Origin of the sequence: Escherichia sp. 93.0816 (genome assembly GCF_013368855.2) — a bacterium.
Classification (GTDB): domain Bacteria; phylum Pseudomonadota; class Gammaproteobacteria; order Enterobacterales; family Enterobacteriaceae; genus Escherichia; species Escherichia ruysiae.
Window position 1 is genome coordinate 178,447 of record NZ_JABWNC020000001.1, and the last position, 17,670, is coordinate 196,116.

The 17,670-nt window shown below is 52.0% G+C and carries 17 protein-coding genes; 13 read left to right on the forward strand and 4 right to left on the reverse strand.

The window, feature by feature from the left end:
* Positions 1–24: 24 nt before the first annotated feature.
* The 8 genes from hinT to HEM79_RS00910 all read left to right on the forward strand — a co-directional run bounded on the left by hinT (position 25) and on the right by HEM79_RS00910 (position 6,297).
* The gene (gene hinT / locus HEM79_RS00875) at positions 25–384 is read left to right on the forward strand and encodes a purine nucleoside phosphoramidase (RefSeq protein WP_089632671.1); all 360 of its coding nucleotides are present in this window, start codon (positions 25–27) and stop codon (positions 382–384) included.
* 2 nt (positions 385–386) lie between these two features.
* A complete protein-coding gene (locus HEM79_RS00880) occupies positions 387–764 on the forward strand; it encodes a YcfL family protein (RefSeq protein ID WP_176241220.1) in 378 nt (125 codons plus the stop codon).
* Positions 765–777: 13 nt separating this feature from the next.
* Positions 778–1,419: a penicillin-binding protein activator LpoB gene (lpoB, locus tag HEM79_RS00885; RefSeq protein ID WP_000164442.1), complete on the forward strand. Its 642-nt coding sequence runs from the start codon at positions 778–780 to the stop codon at positions 1,417–1,419.
* Complete coding sequence (gene thiK / locus HEM79_RS00890; RefSeq protein ID WP_176241299.1) at positions 1,400–2,224, forward strand: thiamine kinase; 825 nt, start codon at positions 1,400–1,402, stop codon at positions 2,222–2,224. The genes lpoB and thiK overlap by 20 nt, the downstream gene beginning before the upstream one ends.
* A 10-nt stretch (positions 2,225–2,234) precedes the next feature.
* Positions 2,235–3,260 (forward strand): beta-N-acetylhexosaminidase, encoded by a 1,026-nt coding sequence (gene nagZ, locus HEM79_RS00895; protein ID WP_000529325.1) that lies wholly within the window; start codon positions 2,235–2,237, stop codon positions 3,258–3,260.
* A gap of 22 nt (positions 3,261–3,282) precedes the next feature.
* Entirely contained in the window at positions 3,283–3,825 is a 543-nt protein-coding gene (gene ycfP / locus HEM79_RS00900; RefSeq protein WP_000587922.1) for an alpha/beta hydrolase YcfP, read from the forward strand.
* A gap of 401 nt (positions 3,826–4,226) precedes the next feature.
* Positions 4,227–5,531, forward strand: coding sequence for an NADH-quinone dehydrogenase (gene ndh, locus HEM79_RS00905; protein WP_010352391.1), 1,305 nt, complete (start codon positions 4,227–4,229; stop codon positions 5,529–5,531).
* 226 nt (positions 5,532–5,757) lie between these two features.
* Positions 5,758–6,297 (forward strand): glycine zipper 2TM domain-containing protein, encoded by a 540-nt coding sequence (locus tag HEM79_RS00910; protein WP_010350841.1) that lies wholly within the window; start codon positions 5,758–5,760, stop codon positions 6,295–6,297.
* A 62-nt stretch (positions 6,298–6,359) separates the two neighbouring features.
* Here the strand turns inward: HEM79_RS00910 and comR are convergent, their stop codons facing one another.
* On the reverse strand, positions 6,360–6,992 hold the full coding sequence (gene comR / locus HEM79_RS00915) for a TetR family copper-responsive transcriptional repressor ComR (RefSeq protein ID WP_176241219.1): 633 nt from the start codon (positions 6,990–6,992) through the stop codon (positions 6,360–6,362).
* A 240-nt stretch (positions 6,993–7,232) separates the two neighbouring features.
* Between comR and bhsA the strand changes: the two genes are divergently transcribed.
* Entirely contained in the window at positions 7,233–7,490 is a 258-nt protein-coding gene (gene bhsA, locus HEM79_RS00920) for a multiple stress resistance protein BhsA (RefSeq protein WP_000800144.1), read from the forward strand.
* Positions 7,491–7,570: 80 nt separating this feature from the next.
* On the opposite strand, the gene ldtC is transcribed toward bhsA, so the two are convergent.
* From ldtC to HEM79_RS00935, 3 genes are all read right to left on the reverse strand, one after another.
* A complete protein-coding gene (gene ldtC, locus HEM79_RS00925) occupies positions 7,571–8,533 on the reverse strand; it encodes a L,D-transpeptidase LdtC (RefSeq protein ID WP_176241218.1) in 963 nt (320 codons plus the stop codon).
* Positions 8,534–8,676: 143 nt separating this feature from the next.
* Positions 8,677–12,123 carry a transcription-repair coupling factor gene (gene mfd, locus HEM79_RS00930; RefSeq protein ID WP_176241217.1) on the reverse strand — a complete coding sequence of 1,149 codons (3,447 nt, stop codon included), beginning with the start codon at positions 12,121–12,123 and terminating at the stop codon, positions 8,677–8,679.
* Positions 12,124–12,250: 127 nt separating this feature from the next.
* Positions 12,251–13,321, reverse strand: coding sequence for an acyltransferase family protein (locus HEM79_RS00935; RefSeq protein ID WP_176241216.1), 1,071 nt, complete (start codon positions 13,319–13,321; stop codon positions 12,251–12,253).
* Between the two features lie 260 nt (positions 13,322–13,581).
* Between HEM79_RS00935 and lolC the strand changes: the two genes are divergently transcribed.
* From lolC to nagK, 4 genes are read left to right on the forward strand one after another with little or no spacing between them, the layout of a single operon-like run.
* Positions 13,582–14,781 (forward strand): lipoprotein-releasing ABC transporter permease subunit LolC, encoded by a 1,200-nt coding sequence (gene lolC, locus HEM79_RS00940; RefSeq protein ID WP_176241298.1) that lies wholly within the window; start codon positions 13,582–13,584, stop codon positions 14,779–14,781.
* A complete protein-coding gene (lolD, locus tag HEM79_RS00945) occupies positions 14,774–15,475 on the forward strand; it encodes a lipoprotein-releasing ABC transporter ATP-binding protein LolD (protein ID WP_001033695.1) in 702 nt (233 codons plus the stop codon). The genes lolC and lolD overlap by 8 nt, the downstream gene beginning before the upstream one ends.
* On the forward strand, positions 15,475–16,719 hold the full coding sequence (gene lolE / locus HEM79_RS00950) for a lipoprotein-releasing ABC transporter permease subunit LolE (protein ID WP_176241215.1): 1,245 nt from the start codon (positions 15,475–15,477) through the stop codon (positions 16,717–16,719). Before lolD ends, lolE begins: the two co-directional genes overlap by 1 nt.
* Positions 16,720–16,747: 28 nt before the next feature.
* Positions 16,748–17,659, forward strand: coding sequence for an N-acetylglucosamine kinase (gene nagK / locus HEM79_RS00955; RefSeq protein ID WP_176241214.1), 912 nt, complete (start codon positions 16,748–16,750; stop codon positions 17,657–17,659).
* Positions 17,660–17,670 lie beyond the last annotated feature (11 nt).

A 17,670-nucleotide genomic window follows, 5' to 3' on the forward strand; every position in this document is an offset into this window, starting at 1 on the left:
GACTATTTGAAAAAGGAAAATGTCGTGGCAGAAGAAACTATTTTCAGCAAAATTATTCGTCGTGAGATCCCCTCCGATATCGTCTACCAGGATGATCTGGTAACGGCGTTTCGCGATATTTCGCCGCAAGCGCCAACGCATATTTTAATCATTCCTAATATCCTGATTCCTACCGTAAACGACGTCTCTGTCGAGCATGAGCAGGCGCTGGGACGCATGATCACCGTAGCGGCAAAAATTGCTGAGCAAGAAGGCATTGCCGAAGATGGCTATCGTCTGATCATGAACACCAACCGCCATGGCGGGCAAGAGGTGTACCACATCCATATGCACTTGCTGGGTGGCCGTCCTCTGGGCCCAATGCTGGCGCATAAAGGTCTGTAACGATGAGAAAAGGATGCTTTGGGCTGATGTCTCTGGCGCTGTTACTGCTGGTGGGGTGTCGTTCACATCCGGAAATTCCGGTGAATGAAGAACAATCTCTGGTGATGGAGTCATCTCTTCTGGCTGCGGGCATCAGTGCAGAAAAGCCCGTTCTTTCAATGTCTGATATTCAGCCTTCTGCATCCTCGACGCTTTATAACGAAAGGCAAGAACCCGTTACCGTTCATTATCGTTTTTACTGGTATGACGCCAGAGGGCTGGAGATGCATCCTCTGGAAACGCCCCGCAGCGTTACCATTCCCGCACGTTCGGCGGTAACTCTGTACGGCAGCGCCAATTATCTTGGGGCGCACAAAGTCAGACTTTATCTATATTTGTAAGGGGTGAATCTTGATGACAAAAATGAGTCGCTACGCCTTAATCACCGCGCTGGCGATGTTTCTCGCCGGGTGTGTGGGGCAACGAGAACCTGCACCGGTAGAAGAGGTGAAACCTGCGCCGGAGCAACCTGCCGAGCCGCAACAGCCAGTACCAACCGTGCCATCGGTGCCGACGATCCCGCAGCAGCCAGGGCCAATTGAGCACGAAGATCAAACCGCACCGCCTGCGCCGCATATTCGTCATTATGACTGGAACGGTGCAATGCAGCCGATGGTCAGTAAAATGCTTGGGGCTGATGGTGTGACCGCAGGCAGCGTTCTGCTGGTTGATAGCGTTAACAACCGTACTAACGGTTCGCTGAATGCCGGAGAAGCGACCGAAACGCTACGTAATGCGCTGGCCAATAACGGTAAATTTACACTCGTTTCTGCCCAACAGCTTTCAATGGCCAAGCAGCAGTTAGGTTTGTCGCCGCAGGACAGTTTAGGCACTCGCAGTAAAGCGATTGGCATTGCCCGTAACGTCGGCGCTCATTATGTGCTGTACTCCAGTGCCTCTGGTAACGTCAACGCACCGACCCTGCAAATGCAACTCATGCTGGTGCAGACGGGTGAAATTATCTGGTCAGGTAAAGGTGCCGTTCAGCAACAATAAACCTATCACGCGCGACGAATTATTGTCGCGCTATTTCCCGCAGTATCATCCCGTCGCGACGTTTAATCATGGACTTAGCGGCGGGAGTTTTCTCATTGAACATCAGGATCTGCGTTTCGTTGTGCGTCAGACTCACGATCCTGATGCTCCGCAGTCCGTGTTCCTGCGCCAGTATCGGGCGTTATCACGATTACCGGCATACCTTGCACCGAAGCCACATCTCTATCTCCGTGGCTGGATGGTGGTTGACTATTTGCCCGGCGAGGTAAAAACGCAATTGCCGGATACCGACGAACTGGCAGGCTTGCTGTATTATCTGCATCAACAACCGCGCTTTGGCTGGCGAATAACCCTGCTGCCGTTACTGGAAAGGTACTGGCAGCGAAGCGATCCTGCGCGGCGGACAGCGGGTTGGCTGCGGCTGTTAAAACGTCTGCGCAAAATACGGGAACCACAGCCATTACGCTTAAGCCCATTGCATATGGATGTTCATGCCGGAAACTTAGTGCATAGTACTTCTGGGTTAAAGCTCATTGACTGGGAGTATGCTGGCGATGGCGATATCGCGCTGGAACTGGCGGCGGTGTGGGTGGAAAATACTGAGCAGCACCGGCAATTGGTCAATGACTATGCCGTGCGCGCAAAGATCAATCCGGCGCAATTATGGCGTCAGGTCAGGCGCTGGTTTCCCTGGTTGCTGACGCTCAAAGCAGGGTGGTTTGAGTACCGCTGGCAACAAACCGGCGATCAACAATTTATCAGGCTTGCCGATGACACCTGGCGGCAGCTATCAATAAAACAATAAGGAGAGCAGTGTGGGTCCAGTAATGTTGGATGTCGAAGGTTACGAACTGGACGCGGAAGAGCGCGAAATACTGGCGCATCCGCTGGTGGGTGGGCTGATTCTCTTTACGCGTAACTATCATGATCCTGCGCAGTTACGCGAACTGGTGCGCCAAATTCGCACAGCTTCGCGCAATCATCTGGTGGTGGCGGTAGATCAGGAAGGTGGACGCGTGCAGCGTTTTCGTGAAGGTTTTACCCGCTTGCCAGCGGCGCAATCATTCGCTGCGCTGTTGGGAATGGAAGAAGGCGGCAAACTGGCACAAGAGGCAGGCTGGTTGATGGCCAGCGAAATGATCGCCATGGATATTGATATCAGCTTTGCACCCGTGCTGGATGTAGGGCACATTAGCGCGGCGATTGGCGAGCGTTCTTACCATGCCGATCCCGAAAAAGCCCTCGCAATCGCCAGCCGGTTTATTGATGGTATGCATGAAGCCGGAATGAAAACCACTGGTAAACACTTTCCTGGCCATGGTGCAGTAACGGCAGACTCGCACAAAGAGACGCCGTGCGACCCTCGTCCGCAAGCGGAAATTCGCGCCAAAGATATGTCAGTCTTCAGTACGTTAATTCGCGAAAATAAACTCGACGCCATTATGCCTGCGCATGTGATCTACAGCGATGTTGATCCGCGTCCGGCGAGCGGTTCTCCCTACTGGCTGAAAACCGTTTTACGTCAGGAGCTGGGGTTTGACGGCGTGATTTTCTCAGACGATTTATCGATGGAGGGTGCCGCGATTATGGGCAGTTATGCCGAACGTGGGCAGGCATCACTGGATGCGGGTTGCGATATGATCCTGGTCTGCAATAATCGTAAAGGGGCCGTCAGCGTGTTAGATAATCTGTCACCGATCAAGGCAGAGCGTGTTACACGTTTGTATCATAAAGGTTCATTTTCGCGACAGGAGCTGATGGACTCGACTCGCTGGAAAGAGATCAGCGCCCGTCTGAATCAGTTACATGAACGCTGGCAGGAAGAGAAAGCAGGTCACTAACCCTGGCTTATGTGAGGAAGCGATGATTATCTATTTACACGGTTTTGACTCTAACAGTCCGGGTAACCACGAGAAAGTTTTACAATTACAGTTTATTGACCCGGATGTACGCTTGATAAGCTACAGCACTCTGCATCCGAAACACGATATGCAGCATCTGCTCAAAGAAGTAGACAAAATGCTGCAACTGAATGTTGACGAGCGCCCGCTAATTTGCGGTGTCGGGCTGGGCGGTTACTGGGCAGAACGGATTGGTTTTCTCTGCGATATCCGCCAGGTGATCTTCAACCCCAATTTGTTCCCTTACGAGAACATGGAAGGGAAGATTGATCGCCCGGAAGAGTACACCGATATCGCGACTAAATGTGTGACCAATTTCCGTGAGAAGAATCGAGATCGTTGTCTGGTGATTTTGTCGCGTAACGATGAGGCGCTTAACAGTCAGCGGACATCTGAAGAGTTGCATCATTATTACGAGATTGTCTGGGACGAAGAGCAGACGCACAAATTCAAAAATATCTCCCCGCATTTGCAGCGCATTAAGGCGTTCAAAACCCTCGGTTAAAAGCTATCGTCGGTCGCATCAGGTAACCTTGCTGGTATCTGATGCGCCCCGGATTCTGTAGGTTGGATGAGGCGTCCACGCCACAGCCGACAGCCGTGCACCAATGCCTGATGCGATGCTGCGCATCTTGTCAGGCCTACCAAATGTCCTCCATATATGCCTCACCCTCCCGACTTCGCTTAAATAATAAACAACAATCTCTGTTTTTTGATCTCACCCGGTAAATCCGCCTATCTTTTCAGCAACAAAACTTGATTCATATCAATTTTGGTATGACCAATGCACCATTCATGTTATTCTCAATAGCGAAGAGCATTTTCATCACTGTAACCTGCTGTTAATTAAGGGCTATGCATATAACCATTAATTAACAATTGGTTAATAAATTTAAGGGGGTCACGTTGACTACGCCATTGAAAAAGATTGTGATTGTCGGCGGCGGTGCTGGTGGGCTGGAAATGGCGACACAGCTTGGACATAAGCTGGGACGTAAGAAAAAAGCCAAAATTACGCTGGTAGATCGCAACCACAGCCACCTGTGGAAACCGCTGCTGCACGAAGTAGCGACTGGCTCGCTCGATGAAGGCGTCGATGCACTGAGTTACCTGGCTCATGCGCGTAATCATGGTTTTCAGTTCCAGTTGGGTTCTGTGGTTGATATCGATAGAGAAGCGAAAACAATCACCATTGCTGAACTGCGCGACGAGAAAGGCGAACTGCTGGTGCCGGAACGCAAAATCGCTTATGACACGCTGGTGATGGCGCTGGGCAGCACCTCTAACGATTTCAATACACCGGGTGTAAAAGAGAACTGTATTTTCCTCGATAACCCGCACCAGGCGCGTCGTTTCCATCAGGAGATGCTGAATCTGTTCCTGAAATACTCCGCCAACCTTGGCGCGAATGGCAAAGTTAATATTGCGATTGTTGGCGGCGGCGCGACGGGTGTAGAACTCTCCGCTGAATTGCACAACGCCGTCAAGCAACTGCACAGCTACGGTTACAAAGGCCTGACCAACGAAGCGTTGAACGTAACGCTGGTAGAAGCGGGCGAACGTATTTTGCCTGCGCTGCCGCCACGTATCTCTGCTGCCGCCCACAATGAGTTAACGAAACTGGGCGTTCGCGTGCTGACGCAAACCATGGTCACCAGCGCCGATAAAGGTGGTCTGCACACTAAAGATGGCGAATATATTGAGGCTGATCTGATGGTGTGGGCTGCCGGGATCAAAGCGCCGGATTTCCTGAAAGATATTGGCGGTCTCGAAACCAACCGTATCAACCAGCTGGTGGTGGAACCGACGCTGCAAACCACCCGTGATCCAGACATTTACGCTATTGGCGACTGTGCGTCATGCCCGCGTCCGGAAGGGGGTTTTGTCCCGCCGCGCGCTCAGGCCGCACACCAGATGGCTACCTGCGCAATGAACAATATTCTGGCGCAGATGAATGGCAAACCGCTGAAAAATTATCAGTATAAAGATCACGGTTCGCTGGTATCGCTGTCGAACTTCTCTACCGTCGGTAGCCTGATGGGTAACCTGACGCGCGGCTCAATGATGATTGAAGGGCGTATTGCGCGCTTTGTGTATATCTCGTTGTACCGGATGCATCAGATTGCGCTGCATGGCTACTTCAAAACTGGACTAATGATGTTGGTAGGTAGTATCAACCGCGTTATCCGTCCGCGTTTGAAACTGCATTAATCAACTTGTACTGGCGGATGCGGCGTAAATGCCTTATCCGCCCTGGACAAATGGTACGAGCGGCAGGCCTAATAAGACGCGTTAAGCGTCGTATCAGGCATTCCTTCAGACTCCTCCGAATCCTTAAGTATTTCCTGCCATTCCTGCGCTTTTCATCTTCTGTCTGATGGTTGTTTCACCCCTTCGATTGCATGATTGACATAACTGCAAAGAAGGAGGTGTTCCCGTGAATAAATCAATGTTGGCGGGTATCGGGATTGGTGTCGCGGCTGCGCTGGGCGTAGCGGCAGTGGCCAGCCTGAACGTGTTTGAACGTGGCCCGCAATACGCTCAGGTTGTTTCTGCAATCCCAATCAAGGAAACAGTTAAAACACCGCGCCAGGAGTGCCGCAATGTCACAGTGACCCATCGCCGGCCGGTGCAGGATGAAAATCGCATCGCTGGTTCAGTTCTGGGCGCTGTGGCTGGTGGGGTGATAGGGCATCAGTTTGGCGGTGGTCGCGGTAAGGATGTTGCTACAGTCGTCGGGGCGCTTGGTGGTGGATATGCTGGTAACCAGATCCAGGGCTCTCTCCAGGAACGTGATACTTACACCACCACCCAACAGCGTTGTAAAACGGTGTATGACAAGTCAGAAAAAATGCTCGGTTATGATGTGACCTATAAGATTGGCGATCAGCAGGGCAAAATCCGCATGGACCGCGATCCGGGTACACAAATCCAATTAGATAACAACGGGCAACTGATTCTGAATAACAAAGTATAACAAGGCTGTACTCTGCAATTTAGCCCCTCATTCGCTCAGGCTGAGGGGCTTTTTTTTACGTTTTATTTCACCAGTTCGGGCCATAAACGCAAAGTGGTTTGGGCAATCTGCATCAGTTTTTCCAGCGATGCGCCTTCGCGGGCGCTGATCGACATCCCCTGAATAATACAGTTAAGGAATTCCGCCAGATGCGTCACGTCACAGTGGGCAGGGATTTCCCCGCGCGCCTGGCGTTGACATAAAAACTGCTGCAAGGTGCGTTCTTGCATCGCGTAGCGTGATTTCAACGTATTGGCGATATCTCCTGAATCCGGGGAGAGCGTGGTGCAGTTGTTGATCATAAAGCAGCCAGCAGGGGTGTCTTTGCTGGTAAAACAGTTGGCGATGGCAGCGAAATAGTCAGTCAGCGCAGACTCCACGCTTTTCTCTTCACAAAACAGTTGTGCTTCGTGCTTTGCGGCAAAACGGTCGATATAGCGATCCAGTACGGCGCGGAATAATCCCTCTTTATTGGTGAACTCCGCGTATAGCGTTGGCGCTTTGGCTCCGGTCGCTTCGACGAGATCGGCAAGAGAAGTAGCTTCATAACCGTGCTGCCAGAACAACTTCATGGCCTTATCAAGCGCGGCTTCCCTGTCGAACACTTTTGGGCGACCACGGCTTTTTTTTACACAATGTGTTGAGTCAGTTGCCATGATGCCGTTGTACCTTTTAGCTGTGAATGAATGGTTATTATAAAAATAATCACTTCTGTTCACCAGTCCAGAAGCCAGAAAAATAATTGCCCTCTATTTAACTGAAATTTAAAGAATTTTAATTTAATTAATGAATGTTATAAAAAACATCTTGTATGTGATCCAGATCACATCTATCATTTAGTTATCGATCGTTAAGTAATTGCTTGCGACGCCATTCATCTGCATAAGGTCACTATTATGAAAAACGTGAAAACCCTCATCGCTGCTGCGATTTTAAGCTCCATATCATTTGCCAGCTTTGCGGCTGTTGAAGTTCAGGCAACACCGGAAGGTCAACAAAAAGTGGGTACTATCAGTGCTAACGCGGGGACAAATCTGGGATCGCTGGAAGAACAGCTGGCACAAAAAGCGGATGAGATGGGTGCTAAATCTTTCCGTATTACTTCAGTAACCGGTCCGAATACCCTCCACGGAACGGCAGTAATTTATAAATAAGCATTAACCCTCATTAATGCCTGTTATTGCTGCTTTTTCCCCGCAACACCCTGTGCTGCGGGGATTTTTTTGCTCGCGATTTACAGCGTCTGTTGATTCACTTGATGACGGCGCACATCAACCGGCATTCCGGAACGCACGTCCATTACGCGCTGCATCACTTCGGCGTCAGTTTGCGCAGCATTTTTAAATGCCTGCATCGTACTGTTGAGCGTAATCGGCAACAATTGCGGATCGTCATCTATCTTCTCTGACAGCGGCTGATGCACTTCCACCAGACGTGCGCCGTTTGGTTCGGCGGAGACTTTAATCGGCGTGTTGATAATATTCACTTTGGTGCCGGGGCTGACCTGGCTGAAAAGTGTTTTGATATCGTCATCTCGCAAACGGATGCAGCCAGAACTTACCCGCATACCAATACCGAAATCGGCGTTCGTACCGTGAAGCAAATAGACACCGCCATAGGCCGCCAGACGAATCGCATGATGACCCATCGGGTTATCCGGTCCTGCCGGAATGACTGGTGGAAGCTCAATCCCCTGGGCTTTATAACGGGCGCGGATGTTTGCCGTCGGCGTCCAGGTTGGGTTTGCACGCTTGTCCGAAACGGTCGTCACCATTGTCGGCGTCAGCGTGTCACCCCCCAACTGACCAATGCCGATGGGGTACACGGTCACCGAATTTTTGCCCGGTGGGTAGTAATAGAGACGCAACTCCGCAATGTTGATCACAATGCCTTCACGCGGCGCGTCTGGCAGTAAAGTTTGCAATGGAATGGTTAACACACTGCCTGCGCGCGGTACATACGGATCAATGCCGGGATTAGCCTGTAACAGAGCGAGGAAACCGACGTTATATTTTTTCGCGATAGCTTCCAGCGAACCACCATCGTTTTCCACCACATGAAATTTGTTTTCGCCAACCAGACGACTACCCGCTGGCGGTAGCGGCCAGGTGTTGGCTTTTGCCGGTAGCGCCAGAGCCACGGCAGCGGCGAACGTAAAAAACGTTAGCCAGCGAGAAAAACGCGTTTTGATCATCACCAAAAATCCATAATAAATATAAGGTTATTGTAATAAAAAGATAAGTCTGAATTATGGATGGTGGCAGTGTCGGATAGTGCAGGGAAGTGCAAAGAATTTGTAAATGTTGGGGATGGGGGCGCAGAAACGCCCCCGATTTGCCATTATGCGATCGCGTTCTCTTCCAGTTCACGCATAAACTGGCGCACCCATTCGATACGTTTTTTCCGCTCGCTCAAATCCTGAATAAATTTCAGGCGCGTCGGACCATCAAGACGATAGTGCTGCGGCTGTTTTTGCAGTAAACCAATCAGCCAGGCCGGATTCACGTGATTCTTCTCGGCAAATTCGATCACGCCGCCTTTCTCATTCCCTTCCAGCTTCCTGATCCCCAGCTTCTGCGCTTGCTGACGCAGACGGGCAATATCCAGCAGGGTTCGAGCCGGATCTGGCAGCAGACCGAAGCGATCGATAAGTTCGACTTTGATCTCTTCCAGTTCGCTTTCCGTTTTGGCGCTGGCAATACGTTTATAGAACGACAGACGGGTATTTACATCAGGAATGAAGTCATCCGGCAACAGCGACGGCATCCGCAGTTCGACTTCCGTTTGCTGGCTGGTGAGATCTTCGAGCGACGGCTCGCGTCCGGCTTTCAGTGCATCGACGGCGTTTTCCAGCAACTCCATATACAGCGAGAAACCGATAGTTTCCATCGAACCACTTTGTTCTTCGCCGAGCAGTTCACCGGCACCGCGAATCTCCAGATCGTGCGTTGCCAGCGCAAAGCCCGCGCCAAGGTCTTCCAGAGACGCAATCGCTTCGAGACGTTTTTGCGCATCGGTAGTCATCGCTTTCGGATGCGGCGTCAGCAGCCATGCATATGCCTGGTGATGCGAACGTCCGACGCGGCCACGCAGCTGGTGTAGTTGCGCCAGACCGAAGTGATCAGCGCGTTCAATAATAATGGTGTTGGCGGTAGGGATGTCGATCCCGGTTTCGATAATCGTGGTACAAACCAGCACGTTAAAACGCTGATGATGGAAATCATTCATCACCCGTTCCAGTTCGCGTTCGCGCATCTGCCCGTGACCGATGGCAATCCGCGCTTCTGGCACCAGTTCCGCCAGCCGTTCGGCGGCTTTCTGGATGTTTTCCACATCATTGTAGAGATAATAAACCTGTCCCCCGCGCAGAATTTCACGCAGGACAGCCTCTCTGACCACCAGACTGTCGTACTCACGGACAAACGTTTTAACTGCCAGACGACGGGCGGGCGGCGTGGCGATAATCGACAGATCGCGCATTCCGCTCATTGCCATATTCAGCGTACGTGGGATCGGCGTTGCGGTAAGTGTCAGAATATCCACGTTCGCGCGCATCGCTTTAATGCGCTCTTTATGACGCACCCCGAAGCGGTGTTCTTCATCGACAATCAGCAGGCCTAAATCTTTAAACTTGACGTCACTTTGCAGCAGTTTGTGCGTACCGATCAGAATATCGATTTTCCCTTCCGCCACTTCCGTAAGGATTTGCGTCTGCTCTTTGGCGCTGCGGAAACGGGAGATCATTTCGATGCGTACCGGCCAGTTGGCGAAACGGTCGCGGAAGTTGTCGTAATGCTGCTGCGCGAGCAGAGTTGTTGGCACCAGCACCGCCACCTGCTTGTGGTTCTCTACCGCCAGGAAAGCGGCGCGCATCGCTACTTCTGTTTTACCAAAGCCAACATCGCCGCATACCAGACGATCCATTGCCAGCGGCTGACACATGTCGCTAAGCACCGCATTAATGGCCTGCGCCTGATCCGGCGTGGTTTCGAACGGGAAGCTGTCGCAGAACAATTGATATTGCTCACGATCGTGTTTAAACGCGAACCCCTCTTTGGCGGCGCGTTGAGCGTAGATATCCAGCAATTCCGCCGCCACATCACGCACTTTTTCTGCCGCTTTCTGCCGAGCGCGTGACCACGCATCGCCGCCAAGTTTATGCAGCGGGGCATTTTCTTCTGCACCACCCGCGTAACGGCTAATCAGATGCAGCGACGACACCGGAACATACAGTTTGGCGTCGTTGGCATAGGTGAGCATCAGATACTCGCCGGTAATGCCGCCAGCTTCCAGCGTGGTCATTCCGGCATAGCGCCCGACACCGTGCTCCAGATGCACCACCGGCTGACCAATATGCAGTTCCGCGAGGTTGCGGATCAGTGTATCGGGGTTGATGGCGCGGCGAGAATCCTGACGACGACGGGCAACGCGTTCACCGAGCAGATCGCTTTCGCAAATCAGTGCCAGATTACGCACCGTATCGACAAAACCATGTTCGGCAGCGCCAATCATCAGATAACGCCCACGGTCGCTGGCCTCATCGAGGCGCATAATGCGTTGCGGAGCAATTTTAATACGGGCGAGCAGTTCACCGAGTGCTTCACGGCGACCTTCACTTTCTACCGAGAACACCACCGGGCCGTCGAAAGATTCAAGAAATTTACGCAGCGCATCCAGCGGGGCTTTTTGCTGCGCCTGAACGGCAAGGTCTGGCAGTTTCTGAAAGCCTAAATTGGCATTCGCTGCTTTTGTCGGTAAATGTTCATTTTTTAGCTGTACACGCGGCCAGTTTTTCAGCTCTGAGAACAGTTCATCGACCCGCAGCCAGAGCGATTGTGGCGGCAGCAGTGGACGCATCGGATCGACGCCGCGATTCTCGAAACGCGCCAGCGTGTCAGCCTGGAAACGTTCGGCACTGTTTTCCAGATCGCCAGTATTCACCAGCAATGTATTGGCAGGGAAATAACTGAACAGTGGCGGCAACGGTTCGCTGAAGAATAGCGGTTGCCAGTACTCGATCCCGGCAGGCAATGTGCCTTTGCTCACTTGCTGATAAATATGTTCCGGATCGCGTTTTACTTCGAAAGAATCGCGCCACTGACTGCGGAACAGTTCAATTGCTGCTTTATCGGTCGGAAATTCGTGCGCGGGCAGCAGGTTGATAGCTTCAACTTCCTCCAGCGTACGCTGGCTATCGACATCAAATACTCGCAGGCTGTCGATTTCATCATCAAAGAAATCAAGACGATAAGGCAGCTCACTCCCCATCGGGAAGAGGTCCAGCAATGCGCCGCGCGTGGCGTATTCACCATGCTCCATCACCTGATCAACATGGCGATAACCGGCGCTGTCCAGCTGCGTACGCAAGGCATCGCGCGATAACCGCTGACCTTTTTTCATCACCAGCGCATGACCGTGGAGAAAACTGTGCGGGCAAACGCGCTGCATAAGCGTATTCACCGGAACAATCAGTACGCCACGTTGCATCGTTGGTAACTGGTAAAGGGTGGAAAGACGCGAGGAGATAATATCCTGATGAGGCGAAAAACTGTCGTAAGGGAGGGTTTCCCAGTCTGCCAGATTCATCACCATATGGTCGGTGAACTGGCTGATTTCATCATGCAAACGCAGAGCATTTTGCATATCTGGTGCAATGAGCACCACCGGTCCGGCGTGACGTTCGGCAATTTCCGCTACCAGCGTCGCACAGGCAGCGCCGGTTAACTCGCCCAGCAGACGCTGTTCACCCGCTTTGACGGGCAGCGTATAACGATATTGTTCAGGCATAACGGTTGTCAGATTCTCGTTAGGATATGCCTCAACATATGGGGGCATATCTCTGATAAGCAATGCTGTTCATTATCCGTAATCGCCATGGTTTAGCAAATTGAATCGCCCCGGCTGGGGCGATGGCTTAGCGAGAATAACTGGTTGCAGGCAGAGAAGGCGGGGAGAACAACAGATCGCTGAATGCGCGTTGTGAAATTTTGCGTACCAGCAAGCCAGCAACAGTACAAATCAACAAACTGACAAAGGGGTAAACCAGCAGGAGCGTCAGTTCGAGTTGCGGCGACCAGCGCGCCGCGTTCATTTGCGGAATCAGACTCAAGCTGAATATCTCTACCAGAATGCGATGGGTGGTGTAGATGGCAATGGTGTTGGAGCCAATCACATTCAGCAGGCCGGAGGAGCGCATACCGAAACGTTGCTCGTACTGATAAAACAGCTTCATGATCACCACAATCGATACCAGCGACAGGAGTAGCGACACGTTAAACAACCAGGCACCGACCGCCAGAACGGCCAGCAGCGAAAACATCAGCATATGGCGGCGCAACGGTACTTCTTTAACACAGGTCATTAATGTTGCGCCAAACCATGCGCCAAGGCTGTAATAAGGCAAATTGCGGATCACACTGTTCATTCCCCACCACGGCGTGGGAACGAAATTAACAGCCACACTCATCAGTACAAACAGGGCGAATAACGGCAGAGCCTGGCGATTAAAAATTTTACATATCACGAAATAGACAATTAAAGCGTACAGATACCACAAGCTGGTGCTGGCGGTGAGCATCCCGTGCAGGAACTCACCGGTGGAATCGGCATAAGCGGCATTGGAGGCATTGCTTAAATCGCGCTCAGGTGCCAGCCACTGATTCAGTGCGCTTAGCGCCAGCCACTGCACCACGCCCCAAAGCGCCAGCACCCAGAAGATGCTCCAGATGCGTTTATCGAGACAATTTCCCCACGGCACACTGTCGATATAGCGGCGAATCAAATAGCCGGAGATAAAGAAAAAAACCGGCATACGGAAGGGCGCAAGGTAAAGATTGAAATAGATCCAGCATTTACTCAGTACTTCCGATAACGGATGCTGAAAAGTGGTCAGATGCGGGTAAAAGGTGATTACCGAGTGATAAACCACCACCAGACAGATGCATAACCCTTTGATCTGGTTAATCCATAGTTCTTTTTGTTTCATCAGAACAACACGCTCTTTTATTTAACATGCTGTTGATCCTGCGGGGCGAGGCGCGTGGTGTAATGCGTATCTGTCTGTATTTGGTTATTTTTCAGATAAAGATCAGGCCACAAGGCCGATGAGAAAATGAGACCCTTTAGCCGATTGATTTACTGATGCTTTTCAGATTAGCCCTGATGATCACTTACAGTTCAGGCGTTTACCCATCCTGCTTTCGCTTATATACTCGTGTCTTTGCTAACAGCAACCAGACGGATTTCATGTACCAACCTGTCGCTCTATTTATTGGCCTGCGTTACATGCGTGGGCGTGCAGCGGATCGCTTCGGTCGTTTCGTCTCCTGGCTTTCTACCATTGGCATTACCCTCGGGGTGATGGCACTGGTCACGGTATTGTCAGTGATGAACGGCTTTGAGCGCGAACTGCAAAACAACATCCTTGGCCTGATGCCGCAGGCGATCCTCTCTTCGGAGCAGGGCTCTCTTAACCCGCAGAAACTCCCGGAAACGGCAGTCAAACTGGACGGCGTAAATCGCGTTGCGCCTATCACTACTGGTGATGTGGTGCTGCAAAGCGCACGCAGCGTGGCGGTAGGCGTCATGCTGGGTATCGAGCCGGCGCAAAAAGATCCGCTAACCCCGTATCTGGTCAATGTGAAGCAAGCCGACCTCGAGCCGGGGAAATATAATGTCATCCTCGGTGAACAGCTTGCTTCACAGTTGGGCGTTAATCGCGGTGATCAAATCCGCGTGATGGTGCCTTCTGCCAGCCAGTTCACGCCGATGGGGCGTATTCCAAGTCAGCGCCTGTTCAATGTGATTGGTACTTTTGCCGCTAACAGTGAAGTCGACGGCTATGAAATGCTGGTGAATATTGAGGATGCCTCGCGTCTGATGCGTTATCCGGCAGGCAATATCACCGGCTGGCGTCTGTGGCTGGATGAGCCGCTGAAAGTGGACTCGTTAAGCCAGCAAAAACTGCCAGAAGGCAGTAAATGGCAGGACTGGCGCGACCGTAAAGGTGAGCTGTTCCAGGCCGTGCGCATGGAAAAAAATATGATGGGCTTGCTGCTGAGCCTGATTGTCGCCGTTGCGGCGTTTAACATTATTACCTCGCTGGGGCTGATGGTGATGGAGAAGCAGGGCGAAGTGGCAATCCTGCAAACGCAAGGTTTAACTCCGCGACAAATCATGATGGTCTTTATGGTACAGGGTGCCAGCGCCGGAATTATTGGTGCGATCCTGGGCGCGGCGCTTGGTGCGCTGCTTGCCAGCCAGTTGAATAATCTGATGCCGATAATCGGCGTCCTGCTTGATGGCGCGGCGCTGCCGGTCGCTATCGAACCTTTACAGGTCATTATTATTGCGCTGGTGGCGATGGCTATCGCGCTGCTTTCTACGCTTTACCCTTCCTGGCGCGCTGCCGCCACTCAACCCGCTGAGGCTTTACGTTATGAATAAGATCCTGTTGCAATGCGACAACCTGTGCAAACGCTATCAGGAAGGCAGTGTGCAAACCGACGTGCTGCACAATGTCAGTTTCAGCGTGGGCGAAGGCGAAATGATGGCTATCGTCGGTAGCTCTGGTTCTGGCAAAAGCACCTTGCTGCACTTGCTGGGTGGGCTGGATACGCCAACTTCCGGCGATGTGATTTTTAACGGTCAGCCGATGAGCAAGCTGTCGTCGGCAGCGAAAGCAGAACTGCGCAACCAGAAGCTGGGCTTTATTTATCAGTTTCACCACCTGCTGCCGGATTTTACAGCGTTGGAAAACGTGGCTATGCCGCTGCTGATTGGCAAGAAAAAGCCCGCTGAAATCAACAGCCGTGCGCTGGAGATGTTAAAAGCGGTGGGGCTGGAGCATCGCGCGAATCACCGTCCATCCGAACTTTCCGGCGGCGAACGTCAGCGTGTGGCGATTGCCCGTGCGCTGGTCAATAACCCGCGTCTGGTACTGGCGGATGAACCTACTGGTAACCTTGACGCACGTAACGCCGACAGCATCTTCCAGTTGCTTGGGGAGTTGAATCGTTTGCAGGGCACCGCCTTCCTGGTGGTCACTCACGACCTGCAACTGGCGAAACGTATGAGCCGCCAGTTAGAAATGCGTGATGGTCGTCTGACGGCGGAACTGAGCCTGATGGGGGCGGAGTAATGGCGATGCCTTTATCGTTATTAATTGGCCTGCGTTTTAGTCGCGGACGGCGGCGTGGCGGCATGGTGTCGCTGATCTCCGTCATTTCTACCATTGGCATTGCACTTGGCGTGGCGGTACTGATCGTCGGCTTAAGCGCGATGAACGGCTTTGAGCGTGAACTGAATAACCGCATTCTGGCGGTAGTACCGCATGGCGAAATTGAAGCGGTGGATCAGCCGTGGACTAACTGGCAGGAAGCACTGAATAACGTGCAAAAAGTGCCAGGTATTGCCGCCGCTGCGCCGTATATCAATTTCACGGGGCTGGTGGAAAGCGGAGCAAATCTGCGCGCGCTTCAGGTAAAAGGGGTTGATCCGCAACAGGAACAGCGCCTAAGTGCGCTGCCCTCGTTTGTCCAGGGCGATGCCTGGAACAATTTTAAAGCCGGTGAGCAGCAGATTATTATCGGCAAAGGCGTAGCGGATGCGTTAAAAGTGAAGCAGGGCGATTGGGTGTCGATCATGATCCCAAATTCGAATCCTGAGCATAAACTGATGCAACCAAAACGAGTGCGCTTGCAAATTGCCGGAATTTTGCAGCTGAGCGGTCAACTCGATCACAGTTTTGCCATGATCCCGCTGGCGGATGCCCAACAATATCTTGATATGGGTTCCAGTGTGTCAGGTATTGCCCTTAAAATGACGGATGTTTTTAACGCCAACAAACTGGTACGTGACGCAGGCGAAGTGACCAATAGCTATGTTTATATCAAGAGCTGGATCGGCACTTACGGCTATATGTATCGTGATATCCAGATGATCCGCGCCATTATGTATCTGGCGATGGTACTGGTGATTGGCGTGGCCTGTTTCAACATCGTCTCCACTTTAGTGATGGCGGTAAAAGACAAGAGTGGCGATATCGCAGTATTAAGAACGCTGGGCGCGAAAGACGGTTTAATTCGCGCCATTTTTGTCTGGTATGGATTGCTGGCTGGGTTGTTCGGCAGCCTGTGTGGTGTGATTATCGGCGTGGTGGTTTCGCTGCAACTCACTCCGATTATCGAGTGGATTGAAAAGCTGATCGGTCATCAGTTCCTCTCCAGTGACATTTATTTTATTGACTTCCTGCCATCGGAATTGCACTGGCTGGATGTCTTCTACGTACTGGTCACAGCATTGTTGCTGAGTCTTTTGGCAAGTTGGTATCCGGCGCGGCGCGCCAGCAATATTGACCCTGCGCGAGTCCTTAGCGGCCAGTAAAGGCAGTACATTAAAACAAGGAGCGGCAATGTATTACGGGTTTGATATTGGTGGAACAAAAATTGCGCTAGGTGTGTTTGATAGCAGTCGGCAGTTGCAGTGGGAAAAGCGGGTGCCGACCCCGCGTGACAGCTATGACGCATTTTTAGATGCAGTGTGCGAGCTGGTAGCCGAAGCTGACCAGCGTTTTGGCTGTAAAGGTTCTGTCGGCATCGGTATTCCGGGAATGCCAGAAACAGAAGATGGCACGCTGTATGCCGCCAATGTCCCCGCCGCCAGTGGTAAACCGCTGCGTGCCGACCTGAGAGCACGTCTTGAGCGCGATGTGCGACTTGATAATGACGCTAACTGTTTTGCCCTTTCTGAAGCCTGGGATGATGAATTTACTCAATATCCGCTGGTGATGGGGTTAATTCTCGGTACTGGCGTTGGCGGTGGACTGGTATTCAACGGTAAAGCGGTGACGGGTAAGAGCTACATTACCGGCGAGTTTGGTCATATGCGTCTGCCGGTCGATGCGTTAACCATGATGGGGCTTGATTTCCCGTTACGCCGCTGCGGCTGTGGTCAGCATGGCTGCATTGAAAATTATCTGTCTGGTCGCGGTTTTGCGTGGCTGTATCAACACTATTATCATCAACCGTTGCAGGCTCCCGAAATTATTGCGCTTTATGAGCAAGGCGATGAGCAAGCAAGGGCGCACGTTGAGCGTTATCTGGATCTATTAGCGGTTTGTCTGGGAAACATCCTGACCATTATTGACCCTGATCTGGTGGTCATTGGCGGTGGGTTATCCAATTTCCCGGCAATCACAACGCAACTGGCGGACAGGCTGCCTCGTCATCTCTTACCTGTAGCTCGTGTTCCGCGCATTGAACGCGCGCGCCACGGTGATGCAGGCGGAATGCGTGGAGCTGCCTTCCTACATCTAACCGATTAAACAACAGAGGT